Genomic DNA, 15,345 nt, shown 5'->3' with positions numbered 1-15,345 from the left:
AACAAATCGCACATCAACGCGATGGCGAGCACACTGGTCGGCATCGTGGACACCGCGCCGATCGACCGGATAGCCGACGAGCTCTACGCCCTGCCGCCGGCGGAGTTCGTCGCGGCCAGGGACGCCCACGCCCGGCTGGCCGCCGACCGCGGCGACAAGGCGTTGGCCAAGCAGGTCTCGGCCCTGCGCAAGCCCACCTCGTCGGCCTGGGCGCTGAACCTGCTGGCCCGCCGGGACGCGTCCGACCTGGCCGAGGCGCTCGCTCTGGGTGACGAGCTGCGTGCCGCGCAGGAGGAGTTGCGCGGGGGCGCGCTGCGGCAGCTGAGCGCGCGTCGGCGGGCCGTGCTGAGCGCGCTCGTGCGGCGGGTGGAGACGTTGGCGGGCGACGCCGGCCAGCCGCTCGGGCCGGACGCCGTGCAGCAGGTGCGGACGACGTTGACCGCGGCGCTGGCCGACGCCGTGCTCGGCGCGCGGATCCGGGCGGGTCGGCTGGTCAAGCCGGTCGAGCAGTCCGGCTTCGGCCCGTTGAGCGAGACCGCGACCCCGGTGCGCGACGACCTGGCGCCGCGCCGCGAGCAACGGCGGGAACGTCAGCTCGAACGGGCGCGTGAGGACATCGGCACGGCTCAGGCGGACGTGCGGAAGGCGGACGCGGCCGTCACGGAGGCCGAGCAGGCCCTGACCGAGCGCGAGGAGCACACCGCCGCGCTGCGCGCCGAACTGCGCCGGGCGCAGCAGGCGGAGCAGGAGGCGTCGACCAGGCTGGCCAAGGCGAAGCGCCGCGCCGAGACCGCGCGGGACAAGCTCGCGGGCGCGGAAGCCCGGATGACCGAACTCCGGGGTGACGCCTGACACTCGGCGCACGCACAGCACCGCACAGCCCCCCGACACCCCGCACCTGCCCCCGGCACATCCCTCGACCCAACTCTCCGCGAGCCCTCCACCCAGCTCCCCACAGTCCTCCACCCAGCTCGCCGACAGCCGCCGGACAGCCCGTCGACAGCCCCCGCACAGGCCCTTCACACGTCCCCCGCGCAGCCTCGCGCCCGGCCTCGCCGATACTCCCCGTGACGCCCGACACCCCCAGGCCATCCGGGGAACACCCGCAGGTCACCGCCCGTTCTACTGCTGGTCGGCACGTGGACGCCGCACCGGACGTCAGGCCCGCGAGGCACCTCCCCCCAGGCCCGCGCGGCACCTCTCCCCGAGACGTTGCAGGTGCGCCCACGCACGCCCGACCGCCGTCGGCCGAACGGTTCCCCCCACCGGACGGCCGACGGCCTTTACTTCCGACGAACCCGCAGCTCAGACCATGTACTGGTCATGACGGGCGTACAGCTCGGTCCACTCCTGCGGGCTCAACTGCCGCCCCGACTCCCCGATCTCGGCCAGTTCCCGGAAGTACTCCTCGCGCGGCGGCGCGGGCGCGAAAAGGATCAACATGGACGCGGGCTCGTCGGCGTCGTTGCGGAAAGCGTGCACGCCACCCTCCGGCACGTAGAGGAAATCGCCCGCGACCGCGTTCACCCACGTCTCGCCGTTGAACAACCGGACCGTTCCCGAGATCACGTAGAACGACTCCGAGAACGTCTTGTGGAAGTGCGCCGCCGGACCGCCGGCGTGCGGCGCCATCCGCCACTCGAACAATCCGAACTGCTTGCGCGTGACGTCGCCGGTGCCGACCAGCCTGGCCTGGGTCAGCGGCCGGTCGATGGTCGGCACCTCCGCCACCGGCCGCCACACCGCGCTGACCTCGCCGACGTCCCCTGTGTACGACACCCAACCCCTCCAAAAGTGAATTATGTTCAACTCTCGTCCGCTGCCGCGGTTCGATCTAGACTCGCCCGATGCCCCATGACGCTGATGTCATCGTCGTCGGCGCCGGCCTGGCGGGCCTGGTCGCCACCGCCGAACTGGCCGACGCCGGTCGCAAGGTCATCCTGCTCGACCAGGAGCCGGAGGCCTCGTTCGGAGGTCAGGCGTTCTGGTCGTTCGGCGGGTTGTTCCTGGTGGACAGCCCGGAGCAGCGGCGGTTGAAGGTCAAGGACTCGGCGGAGCTCGCGCTGCAGGACTGGCTCGGCTCGGCCGCGTTCGACCGCGACGCCGACCACTGGCCGCGTCGGTGGGCCGAGGCGTACGTGAACTTCGCGGCGGGCGAGAAGCGGGCCTGGCTGCACGAGATGGGCGTGCGCTGGTTCCCGCTCGTGCAGTGGGCGGAGCGCGGCGGGTACCTGGCCGACGGGCACGGCAACTCCGTGCCGCGCTTCCACGTGACGTGGGGCACCGGGCCCGGCATCGTGGCGCCGTTCGAGCGGCGGGTGCGCGAGGGCGTGGCGCGCGGCCTGGTGCAGCTGAAGTTCCGGCACCGCGTGACCGGGCTGACCACGACCGGCGGCGCGGTGGACGGCGTGCGCGGCGAGGTGCTGGAGGTCAGCACGGCCGGTCGGGGCGAGCCGAGCTCGCGGACCGTGTCCGGCGAGTTCGACCTGCGCGCGCAGGCCGTGGTCGTGACTTCGGGCGGCATCGGCGCGAACCACGAGATGGTGCGCCGCAACTGGCCGGCCCGCCTGGGCACGCCGCCGGAGCACATGCTGTCGGGCGTGCCGGACCACGTGGACGGCGAGATGCTCAAGGTCGTGCAGGACTCCGGCGGCGAGATCATCAACGAGGACCGGATGTGGCACTACCCCGAGGGGATCGCCAACTACGCGCCGGTCTGGAGCAGGCACGGCATCCGCATCCTGCCCGGGCCGTCGTCGCTGTGGCTGGACGCGACCGGCTCGCGGCTGCCGATCCCGCTGTTCCCGGGGTTCGACGCGCTCGGCGCGTTGGAGCACATCGTCAAGACCGGGCACGGCTACTCGTGGTTCGTGCTCAACTCCAAGATCATCGGCAAGGAGTTCGCGCTGTCCGGGTCGGAGCAGAACCCCGACCTGACCGGCAAGGACGTGCGCGCGGTGCTGAAGCGGGCGATGCCGGGCGCGGTCGCGCCGGTGGAGGAGTTCGCGAAGCGGTCGGACGAGTTCATCTTCGGCCGCACGCCCGAGGAGCTGGCGGCCGGCATGAACAAGCTGACCGGCACGTCGTTGATCGACGCGGCCGCGTTGCGGCGGACCATCGTGCAGCGCGACCGGCAGGTGATCTCGGGGCTGGGCAAGGACATGCAGGTCAACGCCATGCGCGAGGCGCGCAGATTCATCACTGACAAGCTGATCCGGGTGGTCGAGCCGCACCCGCTGCTGGACCCGAAGGCCGGGCCGCTGATCGCCGTGCGGCTGTCCGTCCTCACCCGCAAGACGTTGGGCGGCCTGCACACCGACCTGTCGGCCCGCGTCCTGAAGGCCGACGGCACCCCGCTCGACGGCGTCTACGCGGCCGGTGAGGCGTCCGGTTTCGGCGGGGGCGGCGTCCACGGCTACCGCGCGCTGGAGGGCACGTTCCTGGGCGGCTGCCTGTTCTCCGGCCGGGTGGCGGGCCGCGCCGCCGCGGAAGCGACCGGCTGAGGGCGCGCCACCCGTTCGAGTAGGCAGAACTGCGGACCGCCGCGCCGGACCGGCCGCTACGTTCGGTCGATGACGTGGGCACGGCGGGTGGCGGTCGCGGTGGTGGCGGTGGTGGTGCTCGTGGCCGCCGCGTGGTTCGGCTACCGCCTCACCGCCGACCCGCCCGCGACCGGGGCGGTGCCGTCCGCGCCACCGACGTCGCCCTCGACGTCGACCGAGCCGGACCGCCGGATCGACCCCGCACCGGACGAGCCCGCCGACTTCTACGCCGGGCGCGTCCCCGGGTCGTGGGCGCAGGTGATCAGGACCCGGCCGGACGGGCTGCCCGAGGTCGGCGGACCTCCGATGGACTCACGCGCGGGCGCCGGTGACTGCGCGCCGCCCTACCGCGCCGCACGTGCGGCCGGCGGCGTCGACGCGCACCGGACCGACCTCCGGATCACCGTGATACCCAGGTCGTTCAAGACCGTCACCGTCACCGCGCTGCGGATCCGCCGCCTGGACGTCCGCTGGGTCGGCGACCAGCCGCGATACCTGTACCAGTGCAAGCAACCCCTGGACAGCGGCGGGTGGCGGACCGACTTCGAGGTCCACGCGCACGAGGCCGAGGTGCACGAGCCGCTCCGGGACGGCGACGCCCTGCCGCAGACCGTGACCGCGGACCGCAGCGACGTGTGGTGGGTGGTGGGCACGGTCGTCGCGATGGACAACGTCCACCAGTGGCAGGTCGAGGTCGACTACACCGCGGACGGCGTGCCGCGCACCAAGGTCCTCGACCGGGACGGCGACGGACAGGCGTTCGTGACCGAGGCGGCTCAGCGCACCTACGACCTTGACGAGACCTTCGCCTGGTGCACCGAGCCCGGTTCGCCGGGGTTCCGCACCGGGTGCTGACCGGCGGGTCGGGCTAGCGGCCCGACCACCCCGTGCCGATCGACGAGTACGAGTGCGCGACACCCGTCGTGGCGGCGGTGGCGAAGTCGCCATCCGGACCGGTCACGGTCTCGGTGCGCAGCTTGCCGCGGCTGGTGTACTCGACGTCGATCTGCCAGCGGCACAGGCACTTCGTGGTGATCGGGGTGATGTCGATGGTCTTGGTGGCGTCGTGCGGCAGCTCCTGCACGGTGTCCGACGCGTAAGGGGCGCCCGCACCGCCGTCGCGGGTCTGGTGGCGCACGATCGGGCTGTCCTCGTCGAGGTCCACCACGACGCGGTCGGGCGAGCCGGACGAGTCGCAGCCGAACGCCGTGCCGGTCGGCGGCGCCAGTCGCTCGGTGACCCGCACGACGATGCGGTTCACCACGGCCGTGCCGCCCTGGTTGTGCAGGCTGAGCCGGACCACCGTGCCGCTCGCGTAGGCGCCGCCCCGCTCGACCGCCCACCGGACGACCGACCGGCAGCTCTTGTCGTTCGGGAAGTCCTGCGGCCCCAGGTCCTCCCCGAGCACGGCGGCGGGCAGGTCGACGTCCGGCTGGTAGGCGGCGGTGGCCTTGAGGTCGGACTCGCGCGACCAGTACCCGTAGAAGGCCGCGCCACCGACCACCAGCCCGACCGCCGCCACCGCGACCAGCGCGTGCCACCAGCGGAAGCCGCGCTTGGCGACGTGGACGCCGCCGTGCACCACACCGGCCTGCACCACCGTGTCGACGGTGGACCGGTCCACCGCGTTCCGGGAGGTGGGTTCGTCGTTCACCATCGCCGCCCCTCGACGTAGTGGACCAATGTAGGGGCGCGGTCATCCGACCGGGTACGTAGAAGGGCGGATTCGCCCGTTGGTGTTTCAGAGGGTCGGGCAGGTGGTCAGGTCCAGCTTGCGGGCCAGGTCGTCGGCGTCGGCCAGGCGCAGGTCGCGGTACAGGTGCAGGGCGGCCAGCCAGTGCGGTCGGGCGGCGGCCGGGCCCTCGGACTGCTCCAGGACGTCCCCGATCGCCCGGTGGCACAACGCCTCCTGGTAGCGGTCGCCCAGGCGGGCCGCCAGCGCCAGCCCCGCGCGGTAGGACTCCAGGGCCTCGTCGGCACGGCCCAGCTGCTGGGACGCGGCGCCCACGGTGTGCAGCGTCGCCGTGTGCGCCTTGGACGGCGCCGCCGGGAACAGGCCCAGCGCCTCCGTCGCGTGCCGCAGCGCCTCCTCCGGCTGGTGCTTGCGCAGCAGCACGTTGGCCAGGTTGTTCTGGATGCTCGCCTGCGACCGGTTGTCGCCGACCTCCCGCGCCACCTCCAGCGCGTCCAGGATCGTCTCCTGCGCCCGGTCCAGCTGGTCGTCGGCCATCAGGCAGTACCCGAGGTTCGCCAACGCCGCCAGCTCCAGGTGGCGGTCGCCGTCCGCCAGCGCCGCCGCGCGGGTGCACGCCTCGATCGCCTCGTCGATCCGCTCCAGGTCGGCCAACGTCGAGCCCAACCGCAGCAGGAACGTCGCCTCGGCGTGCCGATCGCCCAGCGACCGCGTCGCCGCCAACCCGATCCGGCACAACGCCAAGCGGTCCAGCCGGTTGCCGCGCCGGAAGTGGAACGCGTCCAGGCACAACGCGAGCTGCCACGTGCGCTCCCGCTGCCCGCCGTTCACCGCGATGTCCAGCGCGAGCCCGAGGTTCGCCTCCTCCAGCGTGAACCAGTCCAGCGCCGCCGCGTGCGAGGACAGCTCCGGGAACGACGCCGGCCGGTGCTCCGCCGGTCCGAACGGCCGCACGTGGTCCGACAGGTGCGCCCGCGCCCGGTCCGCGACGTGCAGGTAGTAGTCCAGCAGCCGGTTCGTCGCCACCTGGTTGTCCACTTCGGACTCCGTGGCCGCCAGGTGGTGGGTGAACAGCCGCACCAGGTCGTGCCGCGAGTACCGGTCGGGCGTCGACTCGTGCAGCAGGTTCGCGTAGGCCAGCGTTCGCAGGTGCGTCCGCGCGCTGACCACGTTGATGTCCAGCAGCGCCGCCGCCGTGTAGCTGTCCAGGTCCGTCCCGGGGTGCAGGCCCAGTCGCCGGAACAGCCGCGCCGCGCCCTCCGGCAGCTCCCGGTAGCTCACCGCCAGCGCCGCGTGCACCCCGCGCCCCGCCTCCGGCAGCGACAACGCCGACAACCGCCCCTGCTCGTCGCGCAGCTCGTCCACCAGCGACTGGATCGTCCACCGCGGCCGGGACGCCAACCGGGCGCCCGCGATCCGCAGCGCCAGCGGCAGCCGGTCGCACAGCTCCACCAGCTCCGCCACCGCGTCCGGCTCCTGCTCGATCCGCTGCCGACCCAGCACCGCGGTCAGCAGGTCCTCGGCGCTCGACTCCGGCAGCGTCGGCACGGGCAGCGACGACGCGCCCTCCGTCACCACCAGGTCGTCCAGCCGGTGCCTGCTCGTGACCAGCACCAGGCACCGCGACGAGCCGGGCAGCAGCGGCCGGACCTGCTCGGCCGACCGCGCGTTGTCCAGGAACACCAGCACCCGCCGCCCGGCCAGCAGCGACCGGTACTGCGCGGCCTGGTCCTCCAGGTCCACCGCGATCTGCGAGTCGGTCAGCCCCAACGCCCGCAGGAACCCGACCAGCGCGGTGCGCGGGTCGAGCGGCTCGGTCTCGTCGAACCCGCGCAGGTTCACGAACAGCTGCCCGTCCGGGAAGTCGCCCGCCACCCGGTGCGCCCAGCGCAGCGCCAGCGCCGTCTTGCCGACGCCGGCCGGACCGACCAGCAGCCCGATCGCCGAGTCCTGCCCGCTCAGGGCCGCGCCGAGGTCCGACAGCTCCTCCTCGCGCCCGACGAACCCCCGGTGCTCGCGCGGCAGCTGGGCGGGCGCGCGGTCCACCGGCGTCGACGGCGCGGTGTCGCCCGCCAGCACGGTCTGGTAGGCCTCGCGCAGCTCCGGCCCCGGGTCGACGCCGAGCTCGTCGGCCAGCCGCTCCCGCGTCCGGTGGAACAGCGCCAGCGCCTCGGCCTGCCGACCGGTCCAGTGCAGCGCCAGCACCAACCGCGACACCAGCGCCTCGCGCAACGGGTTGGCGTCCACCGCGTCGCGCAGCCCGGACACCGCCTCGGCCGCCCGGTCCAGCCGCGACAGCCGGGTCGCCAGCTCCTGCACGGCCACCAGCCGCAGCTCCTCCAGCCGCGCCGACACCGCCTCCCGCAGCTGGTCGCCGGGCACGTCGGCCAGCACCGGGCCGCGCCACAGCGCCAACGCCTCCCGCAGCAGCCGCACGGCGTCGGCGTCCGTCGCCTCGCGCGCGCTCACCAGCAGGTCCTCGAACCGGAACACGTCGACGGCCGCGCGCTCGGCGGTCAGGACGTAGCCGGGCGCGCGGGTGACGAGCGCTACACCGCCGGCGAGGACCTTGCGGAGTTGGGCGATATGTCCTTGGAGGGCGGCTTTGGCCTGAGGCGGTGGTGAGCCGTCCCACACCAGCTCCAGCAGCCGGTCGCCGGACACCACGCGGTTGAGCTCCAGCGCGAGCGCCGCCAGGACCGTCCGCCGCTTGGCCGCGCCCAGCCGAACGGCTTCCCCACCTGCGGAAACCAGCTCGACGGGGCCAAGCAGGTTCACCCGCATCCGCAAGCCCTTTCGGCGTTGTCACCGTGTAGTCGAAGAGTTTCCCACAGTCGTCACCGCACTCCGGCGGGCCGCGTTGGGCGCGCGTTGGCCGGGCGTTGGAGCACCGGTGAACGGTCGGTTTCGTCCAGCAGGCTGCCTTCGCGAGGGATACCGATGTACATCGCCGAAAACGGGGGTGAAGTGGCCCCGCCCCAGGAGGTCCCGACCGTCAACGGTCAGGTCGTGGCCCTCCAGGAGACCGTGAACTCCGGCCGGGTGTCGCTCGATCCCGCCACCGGCGAGGAACTGCGCAAGATGCTCCTGGAGCAGATGGACCAGGTCGACTCGTGGCTGGAGCGCGCCGGCCGGCTGGCCCGTCCCGCGCCCATCGGCCGCAACCCCGTCGGCGACCGGCTGGCGCAGAAGTTCGAGGCCCGCGCGGACGGCGACCCTCGGTCGTTCGTGGCCGTGATGACGGCCTACCGCGAGGTGCTCCAGCAGACGCACGACTCGGTGCAGAACGCGATCCGCAACTTCACCGCCGTCGACGACGAGAGCAGCGTCGAGCTGCGCAAGCTGAGCGGGAACTAGGGGGCTGGCGACGATGGCGACGGAGCGCGTGGAACTGCGGGCCGACGAGGCGAGGCGGTTGGCCCGGGAAGAGCGGGAGATCGACCTGGTCCTGACCGACACCCAGAACTGGGCGTCCCGGTCGCACCGCGAGCTGTACGAGGCGGTGCACAACAACAACGACCCCGGTCAGACGGGCGAGATCGGCGCGGAGTGGGGCCAGTTCGGCACCGAGCTCACCGAGGCCGCGCGGCTGATCAACGAGCGGGTCGCGGTCAGCGAGTCCGGCTGGACGGGCGACGCGGCCGACGCGGCGCGACTGGCGATCAAGGGCCTGGCCGACTGGGTCACGCACACCGCCGAGACCGCGGTCGAGGTCGGCAAGCGGGTGCAGGACGAGAGCCAGATCATGGAGAACGCGCGGGCCAGCATGCCCGAGCCGGTCGAGTTCAACTGGGACCAGGCCACCGGCGTGTTCACCGCGGGCGGCATCCAGGGCCTGGCCAGCTCCGCCGCGGACGTGCAGGCGGCCAACGAGCACGCGCGGGCGCTGCACGAGCACGCCGTGACGGTCATGAGCACGATGGAGCGCGAGTCGCAGGCGGTCGACCAGACCACGCCGCAGTTCAGCGCGCCGTTCAACCCGGTCACCGGCCGCACCGAGGAGCCGCAGGTCGCGCTGATGCGGGCCACGTCGACCGCCACGTTGGCGGGCGCGGCGGCGGACAGCGTCGGCGGCGCGGGCGGCGCCACGGCCCCCTCGGCGTACACGGCGACGCAGCCGGCGCAGCAGATGCAGGCGTTGCGGCCGATGGAGCCGGCGCAGGCCTACCAGCCGTCGCAGTCGACGCCCGCCACGCAGCCGGGCGGGTACTCGCCCGCCGCGGCGTCCTACCAGACGGCCCCCGGGTCGTACGGCAGCGGCACGTACGCCAGCGGCGCGTCGGCGCCGACGGCTCCGTCGATGCCGTCGAGCCCGCAGCCGATGTACCGGCCCGAGGGCACGACGGCCGCCGCGGCGGCGGCCCAGGTGCCGGTGGCGAACCCGTACACCCCGCCGTCCGGTGGTGGCAACTACACCTACACGCCGCCGGCCAACAGCGGCTACACCCCGCCCGGCGGCAGCGGGTACGTGCCGCCGTACCAGCCGGCCAACCCGAACACCGCGCCCCGCCAGGGTGGCGGCACCCTGCCGCCCGGCGTGAAGCCGCCGACCTACGTCCCGGCCGGCAGCCCCGGCACGCCCCCGCTGCCCGGCATGCCCGGCGGCGGTGGCGGTGGCGGTGGTGGCGGCGTGCCCGGCGCGCGGATGCCCGGCGGTGGCATGCCCCCCGGCGGCTTCGGCGGCGGTGGTGGCGCCGGTGGCTTCGGCCCGACCGGTTCCGGCGGCGCGGGTGGCGGCGGCTCGCTGGCCGCGGGCGGCTCGACCGGCGCGATCGGCAACGCGGGCCCGCGCGGCCCGATGCCCGTCGGCGGCTTCGGTCCCGGCGGCGCGGCGGCGGGGACCCCGATGGCCGGTGGCGCGCCGATGGGCGGCGCCGGCGCGGGCGGTCAGGGCGGCGAGGACAAGGAGCACCGCGCCGCGGCGTACATCCGCGGCGAGGACATCTTCGAGGTGCCGGGTGAGAACCTGCCCCCGTCGGTGATCGGTGGCGCCAAGCCCAAGAAGAAGGGCGACCAGCCGTGATCGACCCCGAGTTCGTGCTCACGCCGCGAGAGCTGGACGTGCTGTGGCACCACCTCGACCTCGGCCGGCTGCCCTACCCGCTGGACGTGCCGAGCCTCGGCGACTCCGAGGAGGAGCGCAAGCGGTTGCGGGAGGAGGTGCTCGCCGCGTACGGCGAGCCCGACCCGCGCCTGGTGGCGCTGCTCCGGCTGCTCGGCGACCACGAGGTGGCCGTCGACGCGATCGCCCACGTGGACCGGTCGGTGCGGGCGGTGGCCGTGTCCGACGGGCAGCGGGCGGCGTTGGCGGTGATCGACAGCGGCTCCATCGGGGTCTTGGAGATCCGGCCGACGGCGTTGGCCAGGTCGATCGTCGAGGTGCTGCCGGACGGGTCCGCGGGGCCGGGCAGCGCGTTGTCGCTGCGGCTGGAGACCTTGAACGCGGCCGTCGCGCTGCAGGACGAGCAGGCGGACGACGACGGCGACGACCCGTGGGGCAGCGGCGAGCTGGACGAGCGGGAGGCCCTGCAGAAGGCCGGGCTCTCGCGCGAGGACGCGACCGCGGTCAGCGAGCTGGCCGCGAGCCGGGTCGCGGGCGGCCAGTTCGGGGTCAGCGTGGGCGGCGGCTACCGCCGTGAGCGGGCCGGCGCCCTGATCACGTGGTTCGACACCCCCCAGGGCCGCTACCTGATGGTCCACGAGGACGGCTGGCTCAGCCTCGCCCCGACCGACAACGACCGCATCGCCACCCGGATCGCCTCGGTCCTCTCCACCGTCTCCTGACCGCACGCGGGGCCTGGACTGCGGACTCACCCCCGTGAGCCCACCTCCAGGCCCCGCGTGTCGAACCTCCAGGCCCCGCGTGCCCCACGCTCAGGTCCTCGCGTGTCCGACGCTCAGGACCACCGAGTCCAACGCTCAGGACGCGGTCGACCCGGCCCGGAACCGCTCCACCACCCGCGAGTAGCTGTCGTCACCGTGCCCGTCCTCGACCACGGCACGCAGCAACTGCTGCGTGTACGACGGGAACTCCACGTCGATCCCCCGCTCCCGGCTCTCCCGCACCAGGTCGTCCACGGCCGGCAGGTGGTGCTTCAACGCGCCGAACGGCACCGCGTACTCACCCCGGTCCACCTCCTCCGCCAACGACGGCAGGTAGCCGAGCAGCCCGGTCAACGACGCCGCTGCCTCCTCCACGAACCGCTTCACCTCCACGCCCTGGCTCGACAACAACGCCGCCGCGTGCAGGAACCCGTTGAGCGTGCCCCACATCGTGCCGTTCATCGCCTGCCCGAACAGCGCCGGCGCGCCCGCGTCGTCCCCGAGGAATTTCCCGCCACCACCCAACAACGACAACACGTCGCGGTAGCGCTTATAAGCGCCCTCGTCACCGCCGAAGAACAACACCGAATCCGGGTGACCGATCGCCGGCGCGATGGTCATGATCTGCCCGTGGACGTACTCCGCACCCCGTTCTACGGTCCACGAAGCCACTTCACGCGCCTCACCGGACGTCCCGTCGGTCAGGTTCACCACCACCCGCCCCGCCAACGACCCGGCCGACGCCAGGATCGACCGCGCCGCGTCGTTGCCCTTCACGTTCACCACGACGAGATCACCACCGGCCACGGCCTCCGCCGCCGTCGACGCGCCCACCGCGCCCTTGGCGACGAGCGCGTCCGCCTTGCCCGGAGAGCGGTTCCACACCGTGGTCCGCTGCCCGCCGTCGAGGAACGCCGCCGCGAGCGCGCTCCCCATCTCCCCCAAGCCCAACACAGTGACAGCCATGGACCCGACGCTAAAACCTCAGGTTTACTAGAGGTCAAGCCGCCCCCGAGATCACGCCCCGCTGAAGAGAAGCGCTGATCGTCTTGCCGAACGCCGACCGGTGGGAAGTAAGCTGACCGGGACCCACGGTCCGCATTAACCCATTCGAGTGACAATAGTCGGGGAATTCGCATGTCGGAGCGACGAATGGCACCCAGAGCCGAATGACGACGGCAGACGCGGCGAGACTCGGTGACGAGCCCGGCCAACCCCGGGTCGCCTTCGCACGCGAGTGGGCCGCCGCCATCGCGCCGTCCGCGGTCCCGTCCGACGCGTCCTCCGGCGCTCCCGACGAGCAGCCCGACGAACGGCTGGAGGACCTCCTCACCAGGCTCACCGCCACCCTGCGCGCCGCCGTCCGCGACGACGGGTCGACCGCGACGGCGCGCGAGGTCGGCCGCGGCCTGGTCGAGCACGGCCTGGCGGCCTCCGAGACGCTGGAGCGCACGCTCGCGTTCGTCGGCGAACACCTGGCCGCCGACGTCGAGCCCGGCCGCCTGATGGCCGCCCTGGGCGCGCTCGCCGCCGGGTTCACCGACGCGCTGTGCCAACGCACGCTGGACGAGCAGGAACAGCACCACGAGCTGAGATCCACCCGGTCGACCGAATCCGCGGTCCGGGCGAGTGAGGCGAAGTTCCGCGCCGTGTTCCGGACCTCGGCGTTGGCCATCGCGGTCTCCGACGCCGAAGGCGTGATCCTCGACTGCAACGACGCCATGCTCGCGATGGTGGACCGCACCGCCGAGGAGCTGATCGGGACGCTCGGCCGCGACCTGGTCCACCCGGACGAGCGCGAGGTGATCTCCCGCGCCGCCCAGCTCTTACACGCGGGGCACGAGCACGTGCGCAGCGAGACCCGGCTGGTCCGCGCCGACGGCGAGCTGGTCAACGTCCTCATCGCCCTCGCCCTGCTGCGCGACGACGACGGCGCGCCCGCCTTCTACGTCACGATGATCGAGAGCCTGGACGAGGTCCGGGCGCTGCAGTCCCAGCTGGTGCGGCAGAGCCTGCACGACATGCAGACCGGCCTGGCGAACCGGTCGCAGTTCGTCGGCTGGCTGGAGGGCGCGGTCGGCTCCCGCGGCCCCGCGACGCTCGCGCTGGTCGTGTTCGACCTCGACGGCTTCCGGGTGGTCAACGACGCCTACGGGCACGAGGTCGGCAACCGGATCCTCACCGCGGTCGCCGGGCACCTGCGGTCGGTGTTCGACGGGGTCGGGCAGCTGGCCCGGATCGGGCCGGACGAGTTCGCCGTGCTGATCCGCGACCCCGCGGACGTGCGCACGGTGGTGACGCTCGCCGAGTCCGCCGTCGAGCGGTTCGCCGAACCCGTGTGGGTGGGCGACGACGGCATCGGCGTGACCGCCAGCGTCGGCATCGTGGTGCGGCCCGCGCGCGGTGCGGACGCGGCCGAGCTGCTGCGGTGCGTCGACCTGACCGTGCGGTGGGCCAAGGACGACGGCAAGGCGCAGTGGGCGCTCTACGACAAGGAGCGCGACCAGCGGGAACGGGCCCGGATGCGGTTGGCGGCGTCCATCGCGGGCGGGCTGGAGCAGGGCGAGTTCCGGGTCGACTACGAGCCGGTGCACTCGCTGGCCGACGGCGCGCTGCTGGCCGTCGAGGCGCGGTTGCGGTGGGACCACCCGACGGAGGGCGTGCTCGACCCGCAGGAGCTGGTGTCGCTGTCGACGTGCACCGGGATGGCGGCCCGGCTGGGCCAGTGGGCCATCGCGCGGGCGTGCGCCGACGCGGGCCGCTGGCACGCCGAGTTCGGCGACGCCGCGCCCGTGCTGAGCATGGACCTGACCGCCCGGGAGTGCCAGGAGCCGGAGCTGGTGGCGACCGTGCGGCGGGCGTTGCGCGACGGCGGGCTGCCCGCGCGGCTGCTGCAGTTCGAGCTGGGCGAGCAGCTGCCCGCGCTGATCAACGACGACCAGGTCGACGAGCTGACGTACCTGGCCGAGGACGGCGTGCGGCTGGTGCTCGACCAGGTCGGCGGCGGCAACGTGCCGATCGACCGGCTGCGGCGGATACCGCTGACCGCGGTGAAGTTCCAGGGCTCGCCGGTGTACGGGCTGGCGGAGGGCGCGGGCCGGATCGAGGAGAGCGCGGCCGTGGCGCTGCTCACGTGGTCGCGCACGTTGGGGCTGCCGCTGTACGCGGCGGGCGTGCGCACGGAGTTCGAGGCGCGGCGGCTGGTGGAGCTGGGCGTGACGGGCGCGCAGGGTCCGCTGTTCGGGTCGGCGTTGCTGACGGCCGACGACGTCCGCGGGATTCTTGGCAAGTCCTGACCCGGCGCTCAGGCTGCGCATAGGGTCGGGGACGAGCCTGGGGCCATGACGACAGAGGACTTCCCCGCCGTGAGCGGGTCGTTGCAGGAGCGGGCGCCGTTCTGGCGGCGTCGGACCGGTGCGGTCGTGACCTCGGCGGCGCTGGTCGCCGCCCTGGTCGGTGGCGCCACCGGCGGGGTGGTCGGCGCGCTGAACGCCTCGTCCACCGCGCAGGCGCCGGTGAGCGGCGGCCAGGTCGCGCGGAACGCGTCGTCCGCTTTGGACGTCTCGGGCGTCGCGGCGCGCGTGCTGCCGAGCGTGGTGCAGGTGAACGTGGTGTCGGCGCAGGGGCAGGGCCTCGGTTCCGGGGTGGTGCTGACCCCGGACGGGCGGATCCTGACCAACAACCACGTGGTCGCGGGCGCGCAGAAGGTGACGGTGACGTTGAGCGACGGGCGGACCGTGGACGCCACCGTGGTGGGCGCCGACGCGTCGAGCGACCTGGCGGTCGTGCAGGCGTCGGGCGTGAGCGGGCTGACGCCGGCGACGTTCGGCGACTCCGATCAGGTGAAGATCGGTGACGAGGTCGTGGCGATCGGTTCGCCGGAGGGCCTCCAGGGCACCGTGACGTCGGGGATCGTCAGCGCGCTCGACCGCGAGGTCACCGTGCCGGGCACGTCGACCGGCCGCCGCGGCTCCTCGACGGTCAGCTACCAGGCGATCCAGACCGACGCGTCGATCAACCCCGGCAACTCGGGCGGGCCGCTGGTCGACTCGGCGGGCCGGGTGATCGGCATCAACTCGGCGATCTACTCGCCCGCGTCGGACGGCGGCGAGGCGGGCAGCGTGGGCATCGGCTTCGCGATCCCGTCCAACCAGGTGCGGCAGCTCGTCGACCGGCTGTGAGCACCGCAGGTGCGGGGGGGGGGGGGGGGGGGGGGGGGGGGGGGGGGGGGGGGGGGGGGGGGGGGGGGGGGGGGGGGGGGGGGGGGGGGGGGGGGGGGGGGGGGGG

At 73.6% G+C, this 15,345-nt stretch carries 12 protein-coding genes; 8 read left to right on the top strand and 4 right to left on the bottom strand.

The genetic code is table 11. From position 1 onward, the window contains the following. Positions 1–21: 21 nt before the first annotated feature. Positions 22–852, top strand: a complete 831-nt coding sequence (locus tag ACZ7GX_RS38920) for a hypothetical protein (protein ID WP_498784612.1) — start codon at positions 22–24, stop codon at positions 850–852. 453 nt (positions 853–1,305) lie between these two features. Here the strand turns inward: ACZ7GX_RS38920 and ACZ7GX_RS38915 are convergent, their stop codons facing one another. Further along, entirely contained in the window at positions 1,306–1,779 is a 474-nt protein-coding gene (locus ACZ7GX_RS38915) for a cupin domain-containing protein (protein WP_498784610.1), read from the bottom strand. Between the two features lie 68 nt (positions 1,780–1,847). On the opposite strand from ACZ7GX_RS38915, the gene ACZ7GX_RS38910 reads away from it, so the two are divergent. Then, the gene (locus ACZ7GX_RS38910; protein WP_498784608.1) at positions 1,848–3,503 is read left to right on the top strand and encodes an FAD-binding dehydrogenase; all 1,656 of its coding nucleotides are present in this window, start codon (positions 1,848–1,850) and stop codon (positions 3,501–3,503) included. 69 nt (positions 3,504–3,572) lie between these two features. Further along, positions 3,573–4,397 carry a hypothetical protein gene (locus ACZ7GX_RS38905; RefSeq protein ID WP_498784606.1) on the top strand — a complete coding sequence of 275 codons (825 nt, stop codon included), beginning with the start codon at positions 3,573–3,575 and terminating at the stop codon, positions 4,395–4,397. 13 nt (positions 4,398–4,410) lie between these two features. Here the strand turns inward: ACZ7GX_RS38905 and ACZ7GX_RS38900 are convergent, their stop codons facing one another. Both ACZ7GX_RS38900 and ACZ7GX_RS38895 read right to left on the bottom strand, forming a co-directional pair. Beyond that, positions 4,411–5,199, bottom strand: coding sequence for a hypothetical protein (locus ACZ7GX_RS38900; RefSeq protein WP_498784604.1), 789 nt, complete (start codon positions 5,197–5,199; stop codon positions 4,411–4,413). Between the two features lie 84 nt (positions 5,200–5,283). Beyond that, positions 5,284–8,019: an AfsR/SARP family transcriptional regulator gene (locus ACZ7GX_RS38895; protein ID WP_498784602.1), complete on the bottom strand. Its 2,736-nt coding sequence runs from the start codon at positions 8,017–8,019 to the stop codon at positions 5,284–5,286. 156 nt (positions 8,020–8,175) lie between these two features. Between ACZ7GX_RS38895 and ACZ7GX_RS38890 the strand changes: the two genes are divergently transcribed. From ACZ7GX_RS38890 to ACZ7GX_RS38880, 3 genes are read left to right on the top strand one after another with little or no spacing between them, the layout of a single operon-like run. After that, positions 8,176–8,592 (top strand): hypothetical protein, encoded by a 417-nt coding sequence (locus ACZ7GX_RS38890; RefSeq protein ID WP_498784600.1) that lies wholly within the window; start codon positions 8,176–8,178, stop codon positions 8,590–8,592. Positions 8,593–8,605: 13 nt separating this feature from the next. After that, on the top strand, positions 8,606–10,258 hold the full coding sequence (locus tag ACZ7GX_RS38885) for a PPE domain-containing protein (protein ID WP_498784598.1): 1,653 nt from the start codon (positions 8,606–8,608) through the stop codon (positions 10,256–10,258). Next, positions 10,255–11,019 (top strand): ESX secretion-associated protein EspG, encoded by a 765-nt coding sequence (locus ACZ7GX_RS38880; protein ID WP_498784596.1) that lies wholly within the window; start codon positions 10,255–10,257, stop codon positions 11,017–11,019. Before ACZ7GX_RS38885 ends, ACZ7GX_RS38880 begins: the two co-directional genes overlap by 4 nt. A gap of 135 nt (positions 11,020–11,154) precedes the next feature. On the opposite strand, the gene ACZ7GX_RS38875 is transcribed toward ACZ7GX_RS38880, so the two are convergent. Continuing rightward, positions 11,155–12,024, bottom strand: coding sequence for an NAD(P)-dependent oxidoreductase (locus tag ACZ7GX_RS38875; protein ID WP_498784594.1), 870 nt, complete (start codon positions 12,022–12,024; stop codon positions 11,155–11,157). A gap of 203 nt (positions 12,025–12,227) precedes the next feature. On the opposite strand from ACZ7GX_RS38875, the gene ACZ7GX_RS38870 reads away from it, so the two are divergent. Together ACZ7GX_RS38870 and ACZ7GX_RS38865 are read left to right on the top strand one after the other, a co-directional pair. Then, positions 12,228–14,354: a putative bifunctional diguanylate cyclase/phosphodiesterase gene (locus ACZ7GX_RS38870; protein ID WP_498784592.1), complete on the top strand. Its 2,127-nt coding sequence runs from the start codon at positions 12,228–12,230 to the stop codon at positions 14,352–14,354. Between the two features lie 45 nt (positions 14,355–14,399). Then, positions 14,400–15,239 carry a S1C family serine protease gene (locus ACZ7GX_RS38865; protein ID WP_498784590.1) on the top strand — a complete coding sequence of 280 codons (840 nt, stop codon included), beginning with the start codon at positions 14,400–14,402 and terminating at the stop codon, positions 15,237–15,239. Positions 15,240–15,345 lie beyond the last annotated feature (106 nt).

This window comes from Actinosynnema sp. NPDC037264, assembly GCF_055603705.1.
This window is presented reverse-complemented; position numbering and strand designations above follow the sequence as displayed.

Excerpts from the sequence above, each read along its gene's own strand:
- ACZ7GX_RS38885 (WP_498784598.1), top strand. The coding sequence starts at position 8,606 with ATGGCGACGGAGCGCGTGGAACTGCGGGCCGACGAGGCGAGGCGGTTG.
- ACZ7GX_RS38870 (WP_498784592.1), top strand. The coding sequence starts at position 12,228 with ATGACGACGGCAGACGCGGCGAGACTCGGTGACGAGCCCGGCCAACCC.
- ACZ7GX_RS38905 (WP_498784606.1), top strand. The coding sequence starts at position 3,573 with ATGACGTGGGCACGGCGGGTGGCGGTCGCGGTGGTGGCGGTGGTGGTG.
- ACZ7GX_RS38890 (WP_498784600.1), top strand. The coding sequence starts at position 8,176 with ATGTACATCGCCGAAAACGGGGGTGAAGTGGCCCCGCCCCAGGAGGTC.
- ACZ7GX_RS38865 (WP_498784590.1), top strand. The coding sequence starts at position 14,400 with ATGACGACAGAGGACTTCCCCGCCGTGAGCGGGTCGTTGCAGGAGCGG.
- ACZ7GX_RS38920 (WP_498784612.1), top strand. The coding sequence starts at position 22 with ATGGCGAGCACACTGGTCGGCATCGTGGACACCGCGCCGATCGACCGG.
- ACZ7GX_RS38900 (WP_498784604.1), bottom strand. The coding sequence starts at position 5,199 with ATGGTGAACGACGAACCCACCTCCCGGAACGCGGTGGACCGGTCCACC.
- ACZ7GX_RS38910 (WP_498784608.1), top strand. The coding sequence starts at position 1,848 with ATGCCCCATGACGCTGATGTCATCGTCGTCGGCGCCGGCCTGGCGGGC.
- ACZ7GX_RS38875 (WP_498784594.1), bottom strand. The coding sequence starts at position 12,024 with ATGGCTGTCACTGTGTTGGGCTTGGGGGAGATGGGGAGCGCGCTCGCG.
- ACZ7GX_RS38895 (WP_498784602.1), bottom strand. The coding sequence starts at position 8,019 with ATGCGGGTGAACCTGCTTGGCCCCGTCGAGCTGGTTTCCGCAGGTGGG.